The sequence below is a fragment of the Streptomyces sp. V4I2 genome (assembly GCF_030817655.1).
Taxonomy (GTDB): Bacteria; Actinomycetota; Actinomycetes; order Streptomycetales; family Streptomycetaceae; genus Streptomyces; species Streptomyces plumbiresistens.
Genome location: NZ_JAUSZM010000003.1, coordinates 524,736 through 545,751, shown reverse-complemented (window position 1 = coordinate 545,751; position 21,016 = coordinate 524,736). Strand labels below are relative to the sequence as shown.

The 21,016-nt window shown below is 68.3% G+C and carries 19 protein-coding genes and 5 pseudogenes; 11 read left to right on the top strand and 13 right to left on the bottom strand.

The window, feature by feature from the left end; translation table 11 throughout:
• Positions 1–51 precede the first annotated feature (51 nt).
• Both QFZ76_RS03240 and QFZ76_RS03235 read left to right on the top strand, forming a co-directional pair.
• Positions 52–825, top strand: a complete 774-nt coding sequence (locus tag QFZ76_RS03240; RefSeq protein ID WP_307672246.1) for a TetR/AcrR family transcriptional regulator — start codon at positions 52–54, stop codon at positions 823–825.
• A pseudogene (locus QFZ76_RS03235) lies at positions 762–925 on the top strand (SDR family oxidoreductase); the annotation flags it as partial. The gene QFZ76_RS03240 and the pseudogene QFZ76_RS03235, both read left to right, overlap by 64 nt.
• Positions 926–1,001: 76 nt before the next feature.
• Here QFZ76_RS03235 and QFZ76_RS03230 read toward each other — a convergent pair.
• Positions 1,002–2,159 (bottom strand): transposase, encoded by a 1,158-nt coding sequence (locus QFZ76_RS03230; protein ID WP_307672245.1) that lies wholly within the window; start codon positions 2,157–2,159, stop codon positions 1,002–1,004.
• Between the two features lie 54 nt (positions 2,160–2,213).
• On the opposite strand from QFZ76_RS03230, the gene tnpA reads away from it, so the two are divergent.
• The 3 genes from tnpA to QFZ76_RS03215 all read left to right on the top strand — a co-directional run bounded on the left by tnpA (position 2,214) and on the right by QFZ76_RS03215 (position 4,029).
• On the top strand, positions 2,214–2,612 hold the full coding sequence (gene tnpA, locus QFZ76_RS03225; RefSeq protein ID WP_307679916.1) for an IS200/IS605 family transposase: 399 nt from the start codon (positions 2,214–2,216) through the stop codon (positions 2,610–2,612).
• 124 nt (positions 2,613–2,736) lie between these two features.
• Positions 2,737–3,108: an SgcJ/EcaC family oxidoreductase gene (locus tag QFZ76_RS03220; RefSeq protein WP_307672244.1), complete on the top strand. Its 372-nt coding sequence runs from the start codon at positions 2,737–2,739 to the stop codon at positions 3,106–3,108.
• 33 nt (positions 3,109–3,141) lie between these two features.
• Positions 3,142–4,029 carry an arylamine N-acetyltransferase gene (locus tag QFZ76_RS03215; protein WP_307672243.1) on the top strand — a complete coding sequence of 296 codons (888 nt, stop codon included), beginning with the start codon at positions 3,142–3,144 and terminating at the stop codon, positions 4,027–4,029.
• A gap of 243 nt (positions 4,030–4,272) precedes the next feature.
• On the opposite strand, the gene QFZ76_RS03210 is transcribed toward QFZ76_RS03215, so the two are convergent.
• Both QFZ76_RS03210 and QFZ76_RS03205 read right to left on the bottom strand, forming a co-directional pair.
• A complete protein-coding gene (locus tag QFZ76_RS03210) occupies positions 4,273–5,007 on the bottom strand; it encodes a dienelactone hydrolase family protein (RefSeq protein ID WP_307672242.1) in 735 nt (244 codons plus the stop codon).
• 1,267 nt (positions 5,008–6,274) lie between these two features.
• Positions 6,275–6,748: a hypothetical protein gene (locus tag QFZ76_RS03205; protein WP_307672241.1), complete on the bottom strand. Its 474-nt coding sequence runs from the start codon at positions 6,746–6,748 to the stop codon at positions 6,275–6,277.
• 293 nt (positions 6,749–7,041) lie between these two features.
• Here QFZ76_RS03205 and QFZ76_RS03200 point away from each other — a divergent pair, with 293 nt between their 5' ends.
• Complete coding sequence (locus QFZ76_RS03200) at positions 7,042–7,857, top strand: sulfite exporter TauE/SafE family protein (protein ID WP_307672240.1); 816 nt, start codon at positions 7,042–7,044, stop codon at positions 7,855–7,857.
• A gap of 755 nt (positions 7,858–8,612) precedes the next feature.
• Here the strand turns inward: QFZ76_RS03200 and QFZ76_RS03195 are convergent.
• Positions 8,613–9,446, bottom strand: coding sequence for a site-specific integrase (locus QFZ76_RS03195; protein WP_307672239.1), 834 nt, complete (start codon positions 9,444–9,446; stop codon positions 8,613–8,615).
• 237 nt (positions 9,447–9,683) lie between these two features.
• The gene (locus QFZ76_RS03190) at positions 9,684–10,220 is read right to left on the bottom strand and encodes a dihydrofolate reductase family protein (protein WP_307672238.1); all 537 of its coding nucleotides are present in this window, start codon (positions 10,218–10,220) and stop codon (positions 9,684–9,686) included.
• A gap of 46 nt (positions 10,221–10,266) precedes the next feature.
• On the opposite strand from QFZ76_RS03190, the gene QFZ76_RS03185 reads away from it, so the two are divergent.
• A complete protein-coding gene (locus QFZ76_RS03185) occupies positions 10,267–10,764 on the top strand; it encodes a hypothetical protein (protein WP_307672237.1) in 498 nt (165 codons plus the stop codon).
• A gap of 22 nt (positions 10,765–10,786) precedes the next feature.
• A pseudogene (locus tag QFZ76_RS03180) lies at positions 10,787–11,460 on the top strand (IS5 family transposase); the annotation flags it as partial.
• Positions 11,461–11,492: 32 nt separating this feature from the next.
• Here QFZ76_RS03180 and QFZ76_RS03175 read toward each other — a convergent pair.
• From QFZ76_RS03175 to QFZ76_RS03150, 6 genes and pseudogenes are all read right to left on the bottom strand, one after another.
• Complete coding sequence (locus tag QFZ76_RS03175; protein WP_307672236.1) at positions 11,493–11,990, bottom strand: GNAT family N-acetyltransferase; 498 nt, start codon at positions 11,988–11,990, stop codon at positions 11,493–11,495.
• Between the two features lie 86 nt (positions 11,991–12,076).
• A complete protein-coding gene (locus tag QFZ76_RS51640) occupies positions 12,077–12,589 on the bottom strand; it encodes an FG-GAP repeat domain-containing protein (protein WP_373464496.1) in 513 nt (170 codons plus the stop codon).
• 673 nt (positions 12,590–13,262) lie between these two features.
• Positions 13,263–13,493 (bottom strand): annotated as a pseudogene (locus tag QFZ76_RS03165) (alpha/beta fold hydrolase); the annotation flags it as partial.
• A gap of 780 nt (positions 13,494–14,273) precedes the next feature.
• Positions 14,274–14,999: an SDR family NAD(P)-dependent oxidoreductase gene (locus tag QFZ76_RS03160; protein WP_307672234.1), complete on the bottom strand. Its 726-nt coding sequence runs from the start codon at positions 14,997–14,999 to the stop codon at positions 14,274–14,276.
• Between the two features lie 252 nt (positions 15,000–15,251).
• Positions 15,252–15,578 (bottom strand): carboxymuconolactone decarboxylase family protein, encoded by a 327-nt coding sequence (locus tag QFZ76_RS03155; RefSeq protein ID WP_307672233.1) that lies wholly within the window; start codon positions 15,576–15,578, stop codon positions 15,252–15,254.
• 70 nt (positions 15,579–15,648) lie between these two features.
• A pseudogene (locus tag QFZ76_RS03150) lies at positions 15,649–16,055 on the bottom strand (cupin domain-containing protein).
• Between the two features lie 322 nt (positions 16,056–16,377).
• Here QFZ76_RS03150 and QFZ76_RS03145 point away from each other — a divergent pair.
• The gene (locus tag QFZ76_RS03145; protein ID WP_307672232.1) at positions 16,378–17,265 is read left to right on the top strand and encodes a helix-turn-helix transcriptional regulator; all 888 of its coding nucleotides are present in this window, start codon (positions 16,378–16,380) and stop codon (positions 17,263–17,265) included.
• A gap of 224 nt (positions 17,266–17,489) precedes the next feature.
• Here the strand turns inward: QFZ76_RS03145 and QFZ76_RS03140 are convergent.
• A pseudogene (locus QFZ76_RS03140) lies at positions 17,490–17,817 on the bottom strand (IS110 family transposase); the annotation flags it as partial.
• 289 nt (positions 17,818–18,106) lie between these two features.
• Between QFZ76_RS03140 and QFZ76_RS03135 the strand changes: the two are divergent.
• Both QFZ76_RS03135 and QFZ76_RS03130 read left to right on the top strand, forming a co-directional pair.
• Positions 18,107–18,310: a cold-shock protein gene (locus QFZ76_RS03135; RefSeq protein ID WP_307672231.1), complete on the top strand. Its 204-nt coding sequence runs from the start codon at positions 18,107–18,109 to the stop codon at positions 18,308–18,310.
• A gap of 120 nt (positions 18,311–18,430) precedes the next feature.
• Positions 18,431–19,315: a Ku protein gene (locus QFZ76_RS03130; protein WP_307672230.1), complete on the top strand. Its 885-nt coding sequence runs from the start codon at positions 18,431–18,433 to the stop codon at positions 19,313–19,315.
• An 814-nt stretch (positions 19,316–20,129) separates the two neighbouring features.
• Here the strand turns inward: QFZ76_RS03130 and QFZ76_RS03125 are convergent.
• Positions 20,130–20,981 (bottom strand): MBL fold metallo-hydrolase, encoded by an 852-nt coding sequence (locus tag QFZ76_RS03125; protein ID WP_307672229.1) that lies wholly within the window; start codon positions 20,979–20,981, stop codon positions 20,130–20,132.
• Positions 20,982–21,016 lie beyond the last annotated feature (35 nt).

Sequence of the window (21,016 nt, the reverse complement as noted above, 5' to 3'; positions counted from 1 at the left end):
GACACCTCAGTAGACGAAATCGGCTAACGGTCGATAGCTTCAGGAGTGCACGTGAGCTCAGCCCAGAGCGAGGGGCGCGGCAGGTCGCAGAGCGGACCGCGCAGCGGGTCGTACGAGCGGCCGCACCGGCCGGCCCGGGCCGAGGGCACGCCCGTCACCGACCGCCGGTCGGCGATCCGTCAGGCCGCGCTGCGTCTCTTCGCCGCACAGGGCTACCGGTCCACCACCATGGCCGACATCGGAGCCGCCGTGGGCATCCGAGGCCCGAGCCTCTACAAGCACGTGGCCTCCAAGCACGAACTGCTGGCCGAGATCATGATCGGCACGATGGAACAGCTCATCGCCGACAACATCGTGGCCGTCTCCGGCACCGACGACGTCCGGGAACAGCTGCGCCGCTCCGTGGAGGCGCACATCCGCTACCACGCCCGCCACCGCCTGGAGGCCTTCGTCGGCAACCGCGAGATCGGCAGCCTGGACCAGCCCGACCAGGACCGGGTGCTCGGCCGCCGTAGCGACTACGAGCGCCGCTTCCGCGAACTCATCGAGCAGGGCGCCGCCGAGGGCGCCTTCCACGTGCAGTCGGCCCGCATCGCCTCGTACTCGATCCTCGACATGGGCATCGGCGTCGCCAGCTGGTTCCACGAGGGCGGCGAGTTCTCCGTCGACCAACTCGCCTACCAGTACGGCGACATCGCCCTGCGCATCGCGGGAGCGCGCCCGCACGGCGGCACGGCGGCGGGGGAAGAGGAGGCAACAGGCACACGGAGGAGACCCACGCTTCCCTCGCCGCCCTGCACCCGGTCGGGCGGATGGGCGAGGTGAGCGACATCGTCGACGCCGTGCTGTACCTGGAGACGGCCCCTTCGTCACCGGCGAGATCCTGCACGTCGACGGCGGCATGAGCGCGGGTCAGTCAACTTGACCCGGCCCTGAAGGGCCGGGCTTGGAGGTAGTGCCCAGCTGGCTGCTGGGGTGGACTCCTCCGTCCAGACACCCCGTTATGGGGTGGCAGGGACGCGTGACTCACGCCCCGCATTCCACACGCTCTCGCCACGGGTGGCGATGTTGTGGGAAGCATTCCGGTCGGCGTGGGCAACGACCCCGCACCCCCGGCAGATGAAAAGCCCCTGGTCGACACGGTTGCGTTTGTCGACGTGGCCGCACTCGGCACACGTCTGCGACGTGTACGCGGGATCAACGAAGACCAGGGGTACACCGGCCCGCTTGGCCTTGTAGACGACGAAGTCTCCGAGCTGGGCGAACGCCCAGGAATGGAGTGCGACCCGTTGGGGCTTGCGGAGCCGTACCCGGTTGCGGATGCCCCCCAGTTCTTCGAGGGACAGGCCGCGCCCGGTGCGTTCAGCCTCGGTCACGATCGTCTTGGAGATGATGTGGTTGGTGTTCGCGGCGTGCCGCGCTTCCTTGCGGGCACGTGCCTTGAGCCGCCGCTTGGCGCTCTTGGTGCGCTTCTTCTGGAGCTTGGCACGCAGGGCAAGCTGTCGCTTGCGGTACCGGTTGAGCCCCCGCCCGGCGGCGAGGTAGCCGGTGGAGGCGGTGGCGATGTTCTCGATGCCGAGGTCCACGCCGATGAAGCCGTCCGGCTCGTACTGCTCGGCCTCGGGCACGTCACAGGTGGCGACGAGGTAGAACACGCCGTCGCGCTCGATCAGGTCGGATTCGCCCTGCCGGTGCGCCTGGAGCATCTTGAGCGCGTCGGCGGAGCACACGAACGGCACGTTCTTGACCCGGCCGTCCACGGTCCAGATGGACACGGTCCGCTGGTCGTACTGCCAGCTCAGGCACCGGTCGTCATACGGCTGGGCGGCCACGGGGCGAAAGGTGATCGGCTTGGACTCGGCCTTGCGGCGACGCTTAGAGCCTTCCGTGCCGAGGTTCCCGGCTCGGATGTTGGCCTTGAGCGTGGTGTACGAGTCGCGCACCTTCTTGATGACGTGTTGCGCGGCCTGCGCTCCCAGCCCCCGCGCTTTGAGTTCGGCGTAGGTGTGCTTGCGCAGCTCGTACTCACGCGGCACGCCGTGCTCGAACGTCACCTCCGATACCCAGTTCGCGGCGTCATTGACCGTGCGCAGGGTGCGCTCAAGCACGGATGCCTGCACGGCATCCGGTGTGAGTTTGACCTGCGTCACGATCTTCACGGGCGTGATCGTAGCATTGATCTATGTCACGACGCTGGGGGCCAAACCCCTGGTATTCGCAGGGGCCGTAGCATTGTCTACACCCTGCACGCGCACTTGGTCTTCACCCCCAAGTACCGGCGCGGACCGTTCACCGACGAGATCCTTCGGCGCTGCGAAGAGGTCATGCGCGACGTGTGCACCGACTTCGGCGCGGAGCTGCGGGAGTTCAACGGCGAACGCGATCACGTCCACCTGCTCGTGCACTACCCGCCCAAGGTCGCCATCTCCCGCCTCGTAGGCTCCCTCAAGGGTGTCTCCGCCCGGCGCCTGAGGCAGGAGTTCCCCGGCCACATCCGCAAGTACCTGTGGGGTGAGCACTTCTGGTCGCCGTCCTACTTCGCTGCCTCGTGCGGCGGCGCCCCGCTCGCTGTCATCAAGGAGTACATCGAGAACCAGAAACGTCCCGGCTGAGGTCAATAGTGCAGACCTGCGCGCCCGCGCGGGTCAGAGCAGTGTTAAGAAGCGCTTCCTCCCGGGTGTGAACGCCCAGGGTTCCGCGCTAGATCATGCTGAAACGCCCGACAGGAGGAACACCATGAACGGCACCACCGACGACCACGCGGTCCTGCGCGGCGTCCTCGACCAGTGGAAGGCGGCCGTCGACGCCCACGCCCCGGAGCGGGTCGCCTCCCTCTTCACCGAGGACGCGATCTTCCAGGGACTGCACCCCTACAGCGTCGGACGGAAGGGCATCGCCGGCTACTATGACTCCCAACCCCTCGGCCTCACCGCCGAATACCGGATCCTCGAGACCAGACGGTACGCGGGCGACCTCGTACTCGGCTATCTGGACGTCGACTTCTCCTTCACCGACCGCCCCACCCTGGGCGTCAAGCTCTCCGTCCTGGTGCAGCGGGTGGAGGACGGCTGGCTGATCAGCCACTACCAGGTCTCCCGCCTCGACTAGGCTGATCATCCGTTCGAACGGTTGAGGGGGAGCATGATCGACGTCGACGGATATCTGGCCGTGCTGGGGGTGGCCCGGCCGGCGACCCCGACGGCCGAAGCGCTGTGGGCACTGCACAGGGCGCAGGTGGAACGGGTCGCCTACGAGACCCTCGACAACCAACTGGGACGGTCGACGGGCATCGGCGCCGCGGAATCCGTGGCCCGGATCCTGCGCGGGCGCGGCGGCTACTGCTTCCACCTCAACGGGGCCTTCGCCGCGCTGCTGACGGCCCTCGGCTACGACGTGACCCTGCACCGGGCCGGGGTGCAGGACGAGGTCGAGGATCCCGAGGGCCCGGGCGGCGACCATCTCGCGCTCACCGTGGGGCTCGACGGCGAGCGGTGGCTGGTCGACACCGGGCTCGCCGGCGGGATGTACGAGCCACTGCCACTGCGCGAAGGCACCTACACCCAGGGGCCGTTCACCTACATGATGGCCCCGTCGGTGGTGGTGCCCGGCGGCTGGCGGTTCACCCATGACCCCCGCGGCGCCTTCACGGCGATGGTCTTCGCGCCGGAGCCCGTGGAGCTGTCCTCCTTCGCCGCGGAGCACCAGCGGCTGTCCACTTCCCCCGAGTCCGGATTCGTCCGGGTCCTCCAAGCCCAGCTCCGCGACGCCAAGGGCGTGGACATGCTGCGCGGCTGTGTGCTGCGCCGGATCGACGCCGAAGGCGCGTACGAGCGGACCATCGACTCGTCCGACGACTGGTACGACGTACTGGCCGACGTGTTCCATCTGAACCTGACCGACGTCGACGCCCCCGCGCGGGCGGCGCTGTGGCGCCGCGTCCACACCGCACACCAGGAGTGGGAGGCCGCGGAGCAGCCTGAAACCACGCTCTGGCGGGACGGTCGGCTCACCAGTTCCTGCCCGCTGTAACCGGGCGGTCTTCTACGATCCGGTACATGCTGGATCCCCAGGAAGACCGGTACCCGCCCTCGGGGCACACGCGTACGGTGGGACGCGTCGGACCTGAGCACAGGTGAGAAGGCACGGAAGGCTGAGGGAAACGAGTATCCCAGCCGGTGTGAGAGCGGGCTGCGCCCGCCCTCACCACGCGCTTCGAAACATCGCCAGGAATCCGAAGCCAGGTACTTCAGGTTTGGTTTCCGAGCTGGAGCCTCACCTGTTGGCCAGGGTGCGGTCGAGGAGCGGCAGCAGGCGGTCCCAATGGCGCTGCAGCGCGGCGGGGTTGAAAGTGTCGGTGTCGGACATGGTGAAGCCGTGGACGGTGCCGGGGTAGATCTCGGAGGTGTAGTCGACCCCCGCGGCATCCAGGGCCTGGTTGAGCTCGGCGAGCGCCACGGGCGTCATGTCACCTTCGGCGTGGCCGAGATGGACCTGGGCAGTTATCTTGGCGAGGCTGTCGGGCCCGTCGGCGCCCACGGGACCGTGGAATGCGGCGACGGCGGCCACCTGGCCGGGGTGGGACGCGGCGGTGCGCATCGCCAGAAGGCCGCCTATGCAGTAGCCGGTCACCGCGAACGGTCCGGCGCCGACTTCGGGCTGGGTGGTGAGGAACCTGAGGTAGGCGTCGGCGTCGCTGAGGACACGTTCGGCGGTGTGCGCCTCGATCAAGGGCATCAGCTGGGCCATGACCTGGGGCCGGGCCTCTTCTCCGATGTGCTCGGGAAGTTCGATCACCGGTGCCGGGCCGTGCCGGTAGAAGGGGTTGGGGACGAGCACGTAGTACCCGTGCCCGGCCAGTTCGCGGGCCATCTCCCGCAGCACGGGCCGGATGCCGAAGCCGTCCGCGTACATCAGCACCCCTGGGTGCCGCTCGCCACCGTCGGGGAAGGCGGCGAAAGCGTCGGCCTGGCCGTCCGCGGTGGGAATGTGCAGCGTGTTGGTGGGCATGCGTTCTCCTGTCGTGGTTGACGTGTCGAGCTGTGATCAACACGACAGGAGGCGGAGCCCGCGCAGCAGCGCCGGATCCCCGATCCAACAGCGGGCCGGTGTCGGCCCGTACGGCGCTCAGGAGAGCACCGGGTCACCAATCCGTGCGTGGCGCAAGGCCGTCCCGGTAGTCATCGCCGCACAACGTAACCCACCGGACAGGATCGATGCCAGCCCTCCCCAGGCCACGCCGCTGTTCGCGAGAACAATCTTGCTTGACACCTCGGATCCTGCACCCGGTCGACGCGCTGCCCGTGACAGCGACGCCGATCTTGAGTCTGCACGGCCCTCACCACACTTCGAAGGTCACGCTCGAATTCTGAGCTGGCCAAACGCTCGCCAGCGATCGAAAGCAGGCACTCGTGAAGCCCAGCAGACGACCTCGCCGACGTTGCCCTGCCCAGCGATCGAGTCGCATCTCCCCATTGGCGGTCGAGTCGTCGCGGGGCTCCGGGCGGCCAAGCCTTTCCAGCCATCGGACGGCTATCCGCATGACAGCCGTACCCAGAGCCCCTGGGTGCGTTCCCCAGCCGGCCGCCGACTGCACTTCGCCACCGTCCGGCTCCCGGATTTCATCGTGCACGCGGCCTGCCGCTTTCCCGTCGGGCTCGGCCTCGCCGTGCCCGACGGACCTGGGCACGAAGCACAGTTGCGGGCTCGCAAGCCGGTCCGGCTCGCCGCGCCCCGGAGGCCGTGGCCCGGGGCCGGTGTTCCCGTCCGCGGGACGGTTCGGTGGAGTACATGGTGCGCCACGTCGACACGGCACCTGTGCACGAGTGTGTCGTATCAGTGGTGTATGAGGTTCCGTTCCGCGCGGAGCCCCCCGTTTTCCAGGGCCTTTCGACCAACTGACAGGCCCTGGAAGCCTCAAGCCGACCAGGAGCCGACCCGGGCCAGATCAGGTGGGGAAGATCGTGACTCCCAGCCCCGCCAGTATCAAGGCCCACCTGCCTGCATCAGCGTGTTGACGGTGACGTCCAACTCTGCGGCCTGCTGGACCAGTCAGCCTCGTCCGCCGGCAGCAGGACGAGTTGCTTGTGCCTCCGCCCGGCGCACGCATGCGAGGATGCCCGGCTGACGCTGGCTCCTCAGGGCAACATCTCGGGCCACTGTACTTCGGTGCCTGGTGCTGCCAGCTAGGGCCGACAAGCGGTGTCTGGCCCCGCAGCGACTGCCTGGACCAGAGCCTGAAGAACAATTACAAAGCCACGAAGCATGGATCGGCGCCTCACTGCTCATCCGGGGATGGCTGCCGGGCAAGGAACTCCTCGAACGCCGCCTTCTGCTTCGGATCCATGAAGCCTTGGCGGACATTGCGGGCCTGCTCCTGGAGCCAGTGCGCCTCGTCGGGGTCCAGGAGCTCGGCGACCACCACGCCCTTGCGAGCAACCGCCGTGCGCCCTCCTACGCGACGACGAAAGAGCGTGAACGCGCCGTATTCCGCTGGGTGGGCCAGCTCCGGCTCCTCCGTCACAGCGCGGTTCTCGTCCCCAGCGCCACCCTTCGGGTAGGCGGTCGGGGCCCAATGCTCCCAGAGCGCCAACGTGGCCGCGGGAACCAGCACCGCGCGCTCCGCCTCTTCACGCCCCTCCCACATGAACGTGACAGTGACGGGCTCGCCGACCGCCTCGGCCAACCCGAGCACCCTCTCCATCTCATCGTTGATCGGGTAACCCGCCACTACATCGATCTGAATGCCCATGGTGTCTGAGGTTACTGGCCGCTTCCGACATGCCAGGCTCACAACCCCTGTGCCTCGTCGACCAAGGCGCACCAGGGGACCGTCCGAACCCGGTGATCACCGACTGAGCGCCTGTTTGAGGCAACCCCTGCGACGGAGAGCAATCGCTCCGCTGTCGGCGCCTGAAGGTTCGAACGAAATCCTGAGTGGGCACCCGGTGCCTGTCCTTGAAGGCCCCTGAAGGCCCCTGAAGGTCCCTGAAGGTGGCATCGTGCCGTAGCAAACAGGGATGGCCACGAGCGAGGATGCCCGTCATGACCACTGACCAGACCCTCGTTCCCCTCCGCTCGACGCGCTCAGTGCCCGTGGTGTTCGGCGTGGGAGGGGCCATCGGAGTTTTGGGCGGGATGATCGGTCTGGGCGGTGCGGAGTTCCGCCTGCCGCTGCTGGTCAGCTTGTTCGGGTTCGCCGCGCTTTCGGCGGTCATCCTGAACAAGGCGATGAGCCTGGTCGTGGTCCTGGTCGCGCTGCCTGCCCGGCTGTCCGCGGTCCCGGCCGCCGAAGTGGCCGCACGCTGGCCGGTCGCGGTCAACCTGCTCGCCGGCAGCCTTGTGGGGGCCTGGGCGGGAGCATCCTGGGCGGTGCGGATGCGCAGCAGCACCCTCTACAAAGTGCTGTCGGCTCTGATGGTGCTCATGGCCGCGGCCCTCCTGATCACGCACACCAGCACCCTGGACTCGCTCTCGCTGCCGCTCTGGGCGCAGGTGCCCTGCGGAGTCGCGGCCGGCTTCGGCATCGGGGTGGTCGCAGCGATCATGGGCGTAGCCGGTGGCGAACTGCTGATCCCGACGATCGTGCTGCTGTTCGGGGAGGACATCAAGACAGCGGGCAGCCTCTCCCTGCTCGTCTCCCTGCCGACCATGCTGGTGGCCTTCGCCCGCTACAGCCGCGACGGCAGCTTCGCCGTCCTGGGCGCCAACCTCCGCTTCACCATGATCATGGCCGCAGGCTCGATCGCCGGCGCGGTGCTGGGCGGGCTACTCCTCGGCGTGTTCCCAGACCTGCTGCTCATCCCCGGATTGGCCGTGATCCTGCTCGTTTCCGCAGCCAAACTCGCCCGTCACGACTGACGGCACCCAGGCAAACAGGGCACTTCCGTCCTGAGCGCTGCGCTGAAATTGCGTCGATGACATGTGAGTTCGGACGCATGCTGAGACAGGCCGCGAGCGCACCGCTGCACGGCCTCGCGGACGGCCCCAACCGCCGTGAGCGGTCTCACCGGGCGAAGCCGTAGTAGCCGCGGCCAGCGGTGAGCGCGATGCCGAGGCTGTCCTGGTCGAAGGTGACGATGAGCGAGGTCGTGATGCCACGGGCGGAGCCACGCAGCACCCAGACGATCGCGGCGTCGGTGCCGCCCGGCAGTTGGCTGCCGCTGATCGCCAGTCCTGCCGCGCCGTCCCGGTTGGTGTCCAGCAGGGCGGTGTCGCCGCCGAAGCCGGCCTGGATGTCGTCCGGTCCGGGGATGCCCGGGGAGAGCTGGCTGAAGAGCCGGGCGCCGCGCGTGGTCAGTCCTTTGGCGCTGCCCAGCAGCAGGATGACGGTGGGTCGGCCGTCGTCGTAGTCGTGTCACCGTGCCGGTGATGACGACGTCGGTGCATGTTGCGGGCCGAGTCGGTCAGCGCGTTGCCCCACCGAGCCGAGACCCCCTCCAGCGGATCGATCAGCCGGGCCAGAGCGACACGGTTTCGCTCGTGGATCACCTGATGATTCAGCCCGGCCAGGCGGCCGAGGGCCGCCCGTTCTTCTGCAGTCAGAACTGGGCTCTGAGCAGCGGTTTTGGCGCAGTACTGCGCAAGCGAGGCAGGTGCTGGCCGTTCGGTCGCGCTCACCGGACTGCCGCCACTGCTGCCAGCAGGTTCTCCCTGTCCTGCTGGATCGATGCGGACGCGCGGTGCAGCCGAGCAGCAAGCTCCCGGCCGGACAGATGGATGTAACGCATGGTGGTCGCCAAGTCTCGGTGGCCGGCGTACTGGGCGATCTGGTCGATGGTCCAGTCGGCGCGGGCCAGATCGGTCAGCCTCAGATGCCGGAAGGTGTGAGTGGACAGCCGTGCGGCACCGGCCCTGCGGGCGATGCCTTCGACGGTCTTTGACCAGGTGGAAGGCCCCAGCGGCTTGCCGTAGTTGCGGTTGGAGGCGGATCGGAAGAGCGGTCCGTCGATACGGCCGAACATGCCGCGTCGTTCGTTGAGGTAGGCAAAGAACAGCTGAGACGAGGTGACGCCGAAGGCGACTTCCCTGGCCCGCTGGAACTTGGTCGTCTCTGCCCGCAGATGGATCAGGCGGTGCGCGTGCTCGAAGTCCCCGACATCGAGTTGGACCAACTCCTCTCGGCGCGAGGCACCGTCATAGGAGAGCGTGACCATGAGCCGGTTGCGTAGTGACTGCTCGGCGCACGCAAAGAGGATCCACTGCCAGACGTCCTCGTTGGGGATCCAAGGTGCCTGCTCGAGGCGCCGCACGAGCCCCTGCCGAGGAGGACGGCCACGGCGGCTCGACTGCCCTCGACGTACGGGATTCCGTTCGCGCAGTCCGTCTTCCACCAGGTACTCGTAGAAGCACCGCACGGCCACCACACGTTGCTGGACAGTCGCGTTCGCCAGTGCCGTCTCCGGATGCAGCGGCGCCTTCGCTGATCGCTGGCGGGGACGGTCGAGCATGTCCCCGATCCGGCGGCAACCGTGTCCGCACCGGCCAGTAAGGGATCTGTGCCTTCAACTGCACAGAACCGCAGGTGGTCCTCGACCGCCCGCCCGTACGCGTCGATCGTGTTGGAAACCCGACCGATGTTCGCCATGAACTGCAGCAACTGTCGGGCCAGTTGATGTTCAGCGAGAGTGGGGATCTTGCCCCACGGGATGGGGGCCATAACAGCAGGCCAGTAGTTGCGACCGTGCCTACTTGTGCACGTGGAAGCGCAGCATGGTGACCCCGCCCGACTGGACGTTGCTGAACGGTTCCAGGTCGATCCGGTCGAGGCCCGGCGGCGTGAAGCGGACGCCGTCGCCGAGCAGCACCGGCAGCACGTACACCAGGATCTCGTCGACGAGGCCGCGCTGCAGGCACTGGGCGGCCACGTCGGCGCCGAGGATCTCCAGGTTCTTGTCGCCGGCGGCGCGGCGTGCCGTGGCCACGGCTTCCTCGATGTCGCAGGTGAGGAAGGTGACGTTGGGGTCCGGCTCGTCGGGCGGGCGGTGGGTGAGGACGAACTGCGCCCCGCCGTCGTAGCCGGTGTTCTCGTCGGACATGCGCTTGCCGATCTCGTACGTGCCCCGGCCGATGAGCATGGCGCCCGTGGCCGCCATGACCTCCGGGAACGTCGCCGACGTCATGTGCTCGAAGATCCAGTCCATCGTGTGGCCGGGACCGGCGATGAACCCATCGAGGGACATCACCCTGTTCACGACCACTTTGCCGGTGCTCGCATCCGTCATGCGTCTTCTCCAAGCAGGTGGAGGGCCCAGATCGCATCATAGGTCGGTGAGCAACATCTTCTCCGGCGGTAGCCACGACCTGGACCTGTCCAATGGCGCCACCGCGGTGTTCATCGACGTGCTGATGCTGGCCGTGTCCGATCTCGCCTCCGAGGACTGGGACTTCCGCTTCGCGGCGCTGTTGACCCTGCAGGACCAGAACGTCATGTGGCGCGGTGCCGTCGGGTTCGACCTGGCGGAGTTCGACTGGGGTGCGACGGAGCGGGAACGCGCCCGCGCGAAGGACTTCGTGCTGCGTGCCACAGCACTCGCGGCGAGCGGACATCGCTGGAGCGAACTGGGCTATCACCCGCCCCGCGTGCGTGACTACCTGCACCGCTTCACGACCATGGTGGAGTCCTGCACCCCGCCCGCCGACAGCAGCGCCGCACGCGGCTTCCCCGGCCCGGACGAGGCCGCGATGGCCTCGTGCGTGCGCCACCGCGTCCTCAGCGCGCTCCCGCTCTGGGACGGCTGCTTCCTCTGCAATCGGCCGCACTACTAGCCCGGCTCGATTCCACATAAGGCAGGCCCTGCCCGCGGATTTCCCCCCATGGGAGACGGTCTACGGGTTCTTCTGGAGGTGGAACCGGATCGGGGTCGTCACCTACATCCGTTACATCCGTGACCAGCTCCGCCGGAGGATCCGTACCGGCAAAGGCCGCTGCCTGCACCCGGTCACGCTGATCGTCGACTCCCAGTCGGTCAAGGGCTCCTCCACCGTCGGCCGCAGCAGCCGCGGCTACGACGCCGCGAAGAAAATCAACGGCCGCAAGCGACATATCACCGTGGACACGCTCGGCCTGCCCGTGATGATCACGGTGACGCCCGCCGACATCCAGGACCGCGACGCCGGCCTGCGACGTCTTCTGGCACCTGCGCCTGACCCAACCGCAGATCACCCAGGTCTGGGCCGACCGCGGCTACGCCGGCGAACTCGTGGACTGGTCCCGCGAACGCCTCTGGCTCACCCTGCGCATCGTCTCCCGGCCCAAGGGCACCAAGGGCTTCGTCGTCCTGCCCCGGCGTTGGAAAATCGAGCGGACGATCGGCTGGTGCATGAACGCCCGCCACAATGCCCGCGACTACGAACGGCTGCCCCAGCACTCCGAAGCACATCTGAACTGGGCACATCACCATGATGACCCGGCGTCTGACCCGCAAGAGCCCCCACACAAGTCAGTGGGCGAAGAAGCCGCGTTGACCTGCGAGAGAGCCGCAGGCACACGCGCTTCAGAGCAAGGTCGGCTTGTCCAAGGAGTACACCGTGACCGGAATTCCGAAGAGAACGTCCTCACGCAGAGGGGCAAAGCCAAGCCGCTCCGCCACACGCACCGAGGCAGTGTTCCCAGGGCGCATCATGGAGATGAAGTAGGGCTCGTCCAAGGTCGCAAACCCCCAGTCCAGACATGCGCGGGCCGCCTCGGTCGCATAGCCGTGGCCCCATGTCTCAGCCTTGAGAGTCCAGCCGAGTTCCACCTCGTGGAAATTCTCCCAGTAGTTCAACCCGACCCGACCGATGAACTCACCGGTGGACTTGAGCTCGACGGCACACAGCCCGTGGGCGCGTTCCGCCCACTGCTGTTCCACGGAGGCCAGCCGTTCCAACGCCTGCTGGTGTGAGTAGGCGCCGACGAACCGGTTTACCCGCTCATCGGCATGGAGCTCAACGAACGCGTCGACGTCCTCAACCCGAAGAGGCCGCAGCAAGAGCCGTTCAGTCTCGATCACCCGACCAGCCTATCCACATGGCCATCGGCACACTCCGGCATCCGAACCCACGGCAACTTGCTGACACGAAGAAGAAAAACACCTGCTCAAGGCGTGGGCCCGCGGTGAGGTGGCCGTCGGGTGTGCCCGGATACAGGACGGTGGCGCGGGGGGTGAGCGCTTCGTCGGCGTAGACGTGCGACCAGGTGACGACGGGGTCGTCGCGGCCGTCCCCGGCGGCGGAGGGGGTGGCGATGTAGTAGTCCCTGGCGGGCTTGCCGCCCGGGGTGAGGTCGAACGGGACGGTGCTGTGCGGTCTGCCGCGCGGTGAAGGGGCCGAGGGCCAGTGTGGCGGCGCCCTCGGCCGCGTCCGTGGTGCCGACGTTCGTCTCGGCGTCCCTGGCGACGAGATCGGTGTGGCCGTCGCCGTTGAAGTCGCCGGTCACGGGTGACGCGCCGGTCGGCCGGGCCGCCGCTCCGGACAGGCCGCTCTTGCCGCCCCAGACGACGAAGAGGGACTTGCTGCCCGCTGTGGCGATGAGGTCCGCGTGGCCGTCGCCGTCGAGATCGGCGCTGAGGGAGTGGGAGCCGAAGCAGTCGCCCTGCCCGGCCTTGCCCAGTCCCAGGTCGTTCTGGTCGGTGACCTGCGACTGGGCGGTGTCGGGGCCGTCGCAGAGCCGTAGACCACGACCACCTCTCCGGCGTCGTGGACGTCCTGGCCGGTGGCGCCGGAGTCCGTGACGACCAGATCGCCGTCGCCGTCGCCGTTGAAGTCGGAGGCGGCGTCGGAGGCGTCGGAGGCGGACCGGATGACACCGAGGGCGTCACCGAGCCGCCCAGCGCGCCTCCATGGTGGCTGTCAGCTGCGAGACGGCACTGCCGCCCGCGGGCACTTCGAGCCGGACGGTGATCGAGTAGGAGACACCGGGCGCGCTCATACGGGCTGTCCATGTCGAGGTCCTTCTCCCACCTGCCGATCACGATGGTGGCGACGGCGTTGCCGAGGACGTTGATGAAGGCGCGGCCCTCGGTGACGAGCTGGCCTGCGGTCGCCCCATTGACTCCGAGACCTTGGGCGACGAGGCCGAACTGTCCGCCAGGACGTATTCGGCGACTCCGGCCGTGAACGTTGCACAGGAGAGCACGGCAGTGATCAGCACGGGATGGTTGTTTTCCCGGGTTTCTACGGTTGCGCAATGTGCTCAATTTCGTTTCGCTCAGGAGTGTTGGAGCGGCCCGCCCCGCGCCGTGCCGGGCCGCTTCAGATCGCCAACCTCGGCGGGCCGGGTGCCGTTACTGGTGCGTGGCCAGGAACGGCAGGACGACGTCGGCCATCTCGTCGGGTACTTCCTCTGCAAGGTCGTGGCCGGCGGCGAAGGTGTGTCCGGTGACGGCGTGGGCCATGAGCCGCATCTGGGACTCATTGCGGTCGCCGATGAACGCGGATCCGCCGAGGGCCAGGACCGGGATGTCCAGTTTCTTCTGTGCGGTCTGCCGGTTCTGTTCGGCGTCGACGAGCATTGCCATGCGCAGCATCCGCGCTCCCCACGCCGGCGGTGCCGCGAACACCAGCCGCCACAGGGACTCCCACCGCCCGGTCGCGCCGAGAATGCCGGCGATGGCCGACCAGTCCCGATCGGTCACCACGGCAAACTGCCCGGACGGCCGTTCGCCCACGACCGCCCGCACCCATTCCAGGCAGGTCTCGGCGCGGGCGCGTTCGGCCAGGCGGAAGCGGAGCATGTCGTCGCCGCGGTCGTGCACCTCGCGCAGCGCCGCCCCCGTCGCGTCGAGCCCGCGGTATCGCTCGACGTCGCCGGTGAGGAACGACACCACCGCGTGGGACCATCCGAATGCCGGTAGCCGGCCGCCTCGACCAGAAGAGCGAGCCACGGATCGCCTGTCTCCAACAGCACATCGCAGGCCGCGTCCACCAGCGTCTGCTCGTCAAGGCCGGTGAACGCCGTCCGCGCGATGTCCACGACCTTGTGGTCCCTGTGAGAGACCAAGAGGGACACGGCAATCCCCGCAAGAGCCCGGACCGAGACCGGCGTTCGAAGCTTCGCGAGCCGCCGCACGGCCCGTCGGCGCTCCCACCAGCCGCCCGACCTCACCCGCTCGACGAGCACCCCGACACTGACCATCCCGCTCCGTCAACTCGCTGAAGACCGAACCCACATCACTGACGCTATCGCCAGGTCTCTGGGACCGGTCCCTACGACAGCCGAGCGATGGCCCTGGGTGCCCCAAAGACCAGGTGGGTGATGAGGGTGTTGCGGGCATGCCGTCAACGCTCCTGACCGCTCAGAGCGCTGTGCCCGTTTCCTCGGCCAGCGTCCGCAGGAGGCGGTCCTGGAACGCCTCGTCCTGGACGGCGCGGTGCGGTTGCAGCCGCCCGCGGTGGTACCAGTACCCGCCGGTAGTCAGGGCCTGGGGTTCGTCGCTGGAAGCGAGCCATTCCTGCGTCCGATGGCCGAGCTCCAGGTCGTCCGGGGCGCCCGGTCCGCCCATCCTCGTCGGTACCCAGCCCGGATCGACCGCATTGCTCAACACCTCTGGGCGCAGGCGAGCCACCGCGGCGGCGAGCGCCGTGACGAACAGTTTGCTGTCTGAGTAGGAGCCTGCGTTCTTGCCCTGCCAGTCGACCCCGTCGAGCGAGGGCTGCCCACCGAAATGCGAACTGCTGCTGAGGTACACCAGCCGGCGCGGCCCGCGCAGCAGGACCGTCAGCAGGTACGGCGCGACGATGTTGACCGGCATGACCGCCGGTCCGCTCCACACGCCCGCGTTGTGAATGACGGCGTCGAGCGGCTGCGCGTCGTTCAGCTCGGTGGCGATGCGCCGCACGGCGTCGCGTTCCGTGAAGTCGCCCACCACGAGGTACGCCCCACGGTCGACCAGCGTGTCGAGGCCCGCAGCACGCTGCTGGCTCCGGGCGTGCACCACCACGTCGTGTCCGGCGGTCAGCAGCGCATCGGCTGCGGCCCGGCCGAGGCCGTCCGCGGAACCGGTCACCAGGATCCGGCTCACGATCGCACCATCCCTTCGACGCACGAGGCCCCGGCGGGCGCCACGGCAGCGAGCCTGAGTCCCGCGCACACCGTCGCCGGGAGCGTGGTCACGCCGCGAGGCGCTGGGCCGGTTGCTTTGTCCCGTTGGTCGACGCGGAGGTTGTCGGCAAGGCTCATGACTGGTTCTCGCATGGGGAGAGTGTCCTTCCGTTCGTGATCGCTGCCCAGGGCCCGCCGAGAGGGGAGGAGCTCGACGGCTCCTCCTCGCAGCTCAGGCCGAGAAGACCTGCTTCGCAACGGTGATCGCCGTCATGGCCTTGGGCCAGCCGGCGTAGAACGCGAGGTGCGTGATGGCCTCGATGAGCTCAGTCTCCGTGACGCCGTTCTCCTTGGCCCGCCCGAGGTGGAAGCGCAGCTGGTCGGCATCGCCGCCCGCGATCAGGACTGCCACGGTGATCAGGCTGCGGTCGCGGGCGGCCAGCTCGGTGCGATTCCACACGTCCTCGAACAGGACGTCGTCGGTCAGCTCGGCGAGCTTCGGAGCGAAGTCGCCTAGCATGCGGCGTCCGCCGCCGATCTGCTTGGGCTGGTCGGTCATCGAAAGTCCTTACTTCGGCCCCCGGGGCACAGCCGAGGGAACTCGTGCTGAATCGGGGACCGTTGCGGTGTCAGCGGCTGCGGGCGCGGTTGTACTGCTCGTCGGTGACCGGCTCGTTCCAAGTGGTTTCGGTGCTGCCGTCGCCCTTGCCCTCCCACATGGCGATGTGCTCCATGAAGCGGTCGGGGGTGGCGCCGTGCCAGTGCTCCTCGTTCGGAGGGCAGGTGACCGTTTCGCCGGGGTGCGCTTCGAAGACGGTGCCGTCGCGGGTGCCGATCAGGCGGTGCCGGAGACGACATGGAGGGTCTGCCCCAGCACGTGCGAGTGCCAGTGGGTACAGGCGCCCGGGGAGAAGCGGACCAGTTTGGCACGCATCCGGGACGGCTCCTTGCCCGCATAGATCACGTCGAACCAGACGTCGCCGGTGAACCAGTCCGCGGGAGCCTTGACAGTGGCCTGCTGCTTGACGAATTCCATGGTGTCTCTTTCAGAAGTGCAGGGATGTGGGATGGATCAAGCGGCGTCGGTGTAGGTGAGGCCGAGCCCAGCGCGCGGAAGGCGTCGACCTGGGCGAGGAGCTCCTGGGCTTTTGCCCCGACGGCTGCGAGGCAGTCGTCGCCTGCCACGAACCGCAGCGGGGGCTGGTCCTGGCCTGCGACCTTCAGCAGCTGAGAGGTGCCCGGTCCCCGACCTCCGTCACAGTCGATGAAACCGCAGCTCAAAGAGGTGAGGAAGGGTCGGTCGTTACCGGTACTGACAGGGCCCCCTCACCTGTGCGGTCCGGCTTAGCCTGGACCGTGTGAGTACCGAGAGCGACATCCGCGAGTTCCTGGCCTCCCGCCGTGCCAGGATCGCTCCCCAGCGGGCGGGCCTGCCCGCTTACGGCGGCAACCGGCGCGTGCCGGGCCTGCGCCGCGAGGAGGTCGCCATGCTCGCCGGCGTCAGCGTCGACTACTACATCCGCCTGGAGCGCGGGAACCTCGCGGGAGCCTCGGAGGAAGTCCTCGACGCCGTCGCGAATGCTCTCCAGCTCGACGACGCCGAACGCGCCCACCTTGACGATCTGGCCCGCGCCGCCGCCAAACGCCCCACCCGGCGCAAGCGCGCCCGTGGCCCGCTGGCCGACAGCGTCCTGCGCGTCCTGCACTCCATGACCGACTCCCCGGCCTTCATCCGCAATGGCCGCCTGGACATACTCGCCGCCAACCGCCTCGGCCGCGCCCTGTACTCCCCGCTCTTCCCCGACCCCACCACTGCGACGGCCAACATCGCCCGCTTCCAGTTCCTCGACCCGAACGGCCGCGACTTCTTTCCCGACTGGGAACAGTCGGTGCACACCACCGTCGCCCTGCTGCGCACCGAGGCCGGCCGCGCCCCGCACGACAGTGGGCTGACCGGACTCGTCGGCGAACTCGTCACCCTCAGCGAGGAGTTCCGCGCCGCTTGGGCCAGGCACAACGTGCGCCTGCACCACACCGGTCGCAAGTCCTTCCGCCACCCGGCCGTCGGCGTTCTCACCCTCGACTTCGACGCCATGGAACTGCCGGCCCAGCCCGGCCTGACCCTCACCGCCTACAGCGCCGCCCCCGGCACACCCGAGCACGACGCCCTGCAGCTCCTTGCCGCCTGGGCCGCCACCGAAGTCGCCGAGCCCACCAGTCACCCTGCCGGCCACCAGGACCGGTGAGCGTCAGGGCCGGGTTCCGCTCGTGCCGTTGAGGGGGTCCCGCGAGCCGGTCCAGCCGACAGCCGGTCCGCACGATCGCCTTCGTCCATCGGTCATGGAGTTCACCGGACTCTTGCGAGGATGCCCCGGTGTTCACGCCGGGGAGGGATTCTCAATGACCGCGTCAAGTGATCATGTCAAGCGGTCGGCGCAGCCGACGGTGGGACGGGAGTGAACAGCCTCGGGGAGGGGCCGCGCCGCATCATCGCGGTCTGTGCGGCCATGCAGAACACCCAGCGCAGGCGGCGGTGGTATCGCTTGGGCCAGTGGTTGTCGCCGGTGGTTGTTGCCGGTGCGGCAGCCGGAGTCACGTGGCACCGGAGCGAGGCCCGCGTGAGAGGCCAGACGGCCGGCGCTCACGTAACCGGACAAGTCGCCGACGATCGCGACCAGTTCAGCGCTGAGGATCGACCCCATGCCGGTGAGCAACTCGATGATCTCGGCGCGTTCGTCGAGCGGAAGGTGTCGCCCGATCTCCTGGTCGGTGTCCTTGATCCGCTCGTCCAGTGCGAGGGTCCACGCTGACGGTCCCTTGGAGTCGTGCCGGTGATGGACGTGCGATCAGCGCCCGGCCGCGATCGTGACCGCGGTGGCGCCCGTTGCCAGGCTTGGCACCGTTTCGTGTAGTCGCCGGCGGAGGAGCGGTGTAGCGTCGAAATTCAGCAGTCGTGGTTCCGAAGTGTCCGTTCGCCCGTGATCACGATCGCGGGCGACTTTGCTTTCTCAGTGTTCCTCCGGGCCAGGCGATCACCTCCGGATTCGACTACGCGAGTCCGTTCCGAGCCGTCTTGAAGGAGAAGCTATGGCTACCGGCACCGTGAAGTGGTTCAACGCTGAGAAAGGCTTCGGTTTCATCGCGCAGGACGGCGGCGGCGCCGACGTCTTCGCCCACTACTCCAACATCGACGCCCAGGGCTTCCGCGAACTGCAGGAGGGCCAGAAAGTCGAGTTCGACATCACCCAGGGGCCGAAGGGCCCGCAGGCCGAGCGCATCCGCCCCCTGTAGCCCTGGCAGCACGTTTCCGGAGGCCGGCAGGCGCCTGGCCTGCGGTCGCCCCGTCTCCAAAGGCGAGTGAACGGCAGCGTTCGAGGTGCGATCACTGCTGGTCAGGGGTGCGATGGAATCATGCCGCAGGCCATCGCGAAGCTGTCGATCTCCTGGGGTCTGGTGGCGATCCCGGTGACCGTGCATGCCGCGACCGCGCCGCATCCGGTCCCCCTGCACCAGGTCCACACCCGGTGCGGAGGCGGCCGGGTACGGCTGCATCGCTTCTGCGAGCGTGAGGGCGTGGAGGTTCCGTACGACGAAGTGGCGCCGGGCTGGGAGGCCGATGACGGGCGGGTGGTCGTCCTCTCGAATGCCGACCTCGCCGATCTGCCGCTGCCGAACTCGCCCCGGGCGATCGAGGTCCTGGCCTTCGTCCCCGCGGACCGGATCGACCCGCTCCTCCTGCACAGGCCCTACTACCTCGGCGTCAGGGGCGGCCCGGCCGCCGCGCGTCCCTACGCCCTGCTGCGCGATGCGATGCGCGAAAACGGCCTGGTGGCCGTCGTACGCCTCGCGCTCCGCGGTCGTGAGTCCCTGGCCCTGCTGCGGGTCCGCGAACAAGTGATCACGATGCAACCTCTGTTGTGGCCCGATGAGCTGCGCCCCACCGAGGACATCGCCGTGCCGCGCACCGAGCCTCCAGGCCGCCAGGAGCTGGACATGGCCCGCTCACTCATGGACGCGATGAGCACCGACTTCCGCCTGGAGGAGCAGCATGACGACTACCGGCACGCCGTGGAGCAAGTCGTCGCCGCCCGCCTTGCGGGCTCGAAGCCGCCCCACGCCCACGCCCCCGCGCCGGTGACCGGCGCGGTAGTGGATCTGATGGCGGTCCTGGAACAGAGCGTGGAAGAGGTTGAGGAGCGGCGCCGCACCAGCCCGGCCGCGAGGAAGAGGGCGCGGGCGAAGAAGACGGAGAAGGCCAATCCAGCGACGGCACCGGGGAACCGGCCCACCGGCTGATGCGGGGGCTGCCTCTCGCGTGACCGGGCGGAATGGCCGTGGAGCACATCCAGGGACAGCCCGTCACGTAGCTGCATCACGGGGCTTCCCGCGGTCTTGGTCACCTGGGCGGCTGGCCAGGTGGCACTCATCCTCCGGCCCGGTGGCACCGGCTGCACTCACACGGCTGGGGGCGTGCGACAGCATCACCGCCGTCTGCCAGCGAAGGGAGGCGATCGCCTCGGCCAGCTGGTCACGCAGGCACGCACCCGCATCGAATCCGGCCGCCCGCAGGCCATCTGGCCCCACCTGACCGCCCATCTCTGCATCTCTCAAGCGAGCCGGTCCGCTACGGCAAGGACCGCAGCAGCCGCAACGATCACCGCTGAGTAGACGACCATCACGGCCCGGCTCCACCCGCCGTCACGCTTGACGCCCGCACCCAGACCCTCCCGCTCGGGCTGGGAGCCAGTAAGGCCGAGCAGTGCCGCATGTGACACAGCGTCGTCAACGCGAGGATTCACGCCCGGACCAACGCGTGACCAAGAGTCTCGACACAGCGCAACCGCCATCACCACCCATTCAGCCCACACCCGGCGGATCCTGTCGATCAACCGCCGCCGACATACCGACGGCCTGCCCAACACCGCGACCGGCACCAACGGCCCCAACACCGCCCACTGGTCATCTGAAAGATCCCCTCGCCCCACACCGAGATCATCACGGCACTAGGCGAGACACGGACCCCAGTTCTCAGCACGGCGCAGCCGAGCGGCAGGTTTCTGGTCGTAGGCGCCGGAGTGCAGCAGATCCCAACGCCGCGCGGCAGCGCCGCTCACGTCCCCGACGGCCGCGGCTGCTCCGGCGGAACTGAGGTCTCGGCAACCGCCATCCACTGGTCCAGGTCGGTCTGGGTGAACTCTGCCCACGGTGGGATCCCGGGGAGCTGGCGGAGGAGGTCGTAGGCCTCGGGGATCTGGGCTCCGCGGAGGACCGGGCAGTGGCAGCCGGCGATGACCTCGGCGTTCAGCTGTTGGAAGTCGGTGACGACCGCCCCGAACTTTTGGACGTCCAGCAGGGCGACCCAGGGGGAGACCAGGCTTCCGCCGAAGAACTGGCCGTCGCGGAATTCGTCTGGCGACAGCGCCGCCATTTCGGGCATAGGGGTCGGCACGTTCGTGGCGAAGGTGTCTACGGCCCACAGGACGTTGGCCTTCGGGTCGAAGAGGGCGCGGGTTGTGGGGTTGTCGTACAGGGGCGGTCGCTTGGCGACCAGGGTGCGATCGCCCGCGTCGATCGTGTCGCCGTCGGTCATGAAGCGGCACCGGTTGATGGGAGTCTCCCACTCGTCGGCCATGCGGCCGATGGAGAACCATGTCGTCAGCAGGGTCGCGTTCGGGCATTCCGCGAGCACCGCCAGGAGGTTGCCGGCGTGGTCGCGGTCATCGTGGGTGAGGAAGATCCACCGGACGTCCAGGGGATCCACGATGGACCAGGCTGCCTCCAGCCACTGGGAGCGCACTGCGGGCGCCCCGGTGTCCACGAGGACCGGTTCGGTTCCCCGGATCACCATCGAGTTCATCGGGAAGTGGCCGACCGGCGGGGCCTCAAGGGCCCACGGGATGACGAACGTCTCCTCGGCGATCTTGTACGGCTGCAGAAGGTTGAAACTCTCTATGGTTGTCATCGCTGCTCTCCCTAGGACGGAGTCGCCGCAGCGTC

Bases quoted from the DNA above. Each gene is read 5' to 3' on its own strand.
- QFZ76_RS03195 (WP_307672239.1), bottom strand. From the start codon at position 9,446: ATGCTCGACCGTCCCCGCCAGCGATCAGCGAAGGCGCCGCTGCATCCG.
- QFZ76_RS03210 (WP_307672242.1), bottom strand. From the start codon at position 5,007: ATGCCCACCAACACGCTGCACATTCCCACCGCGGACGGCCAGGCCGAC.
- QFZ76_RS03155 (WP_307672233.1), bottom strand. From the start codon at position 15,578: ATGACCGACCAGCCCAAGCAGATCGGCGGCGGACGCCGCATGCTAGGC.
- QFZ76_RS03215 (WP_307672243.1), top strand. From the start codon at position 3,142: ATGATCGACGTCGACGGATATCTGGCCGTGCTGGGGGTGGCCCGGCCG.
- QFZ76_RS03205 (WP_307672241.1), bottom strand. From the start codon at position 6,748: ATGGGCATTCAGATCGATGTAGTGGCGGGTTACCCGATCAACGATGAG.
- QFZ76_RS03190 (WP_307672238.1), bottom strand. From the start codon at position 10,220: ATGACGGATGCGAGCACCGGCAAAGTGGTCGTGAACAGGGTGATGTCC.
- QFZ76_RS03135 (WP_307672231.1), top strand. From the start codon at position 18,107: ATGGCTACCGGCACCGTGAAGTGGTTCAACGCTGAGAAAGGCTTCGGT.
- QFZ76_RS03220 (WP_307672244.1), top strand. From the start codon at position 2,737: ATGAACGGCACCACCGACGACCACGCGGTCCTGCGCGGCGTCCTCGAC.
- QFZ76_RS03125 (WP_307672229.1), bottom strand. From the start codon at position 20,981: ATGACAACCATAGAGAGTTTCAACCTTCTGCAGCCGTACAAGATCGCC.
- QFZ76_RS03130 (WP_307672230.1), top strand. From the start codon at position 18,431: ATGCCGCAGGCCATCGCGAAGCTGTCGATCTCCTGGGGTCTGGTGGCG.
- QFZ76_RS03200 (WP_307672240.1), top strand. From the start codon at position 7,042: ATGACCACTGACCAGACCCTCGTTCCCCTCCGCTCGACGCGCTCAGTG.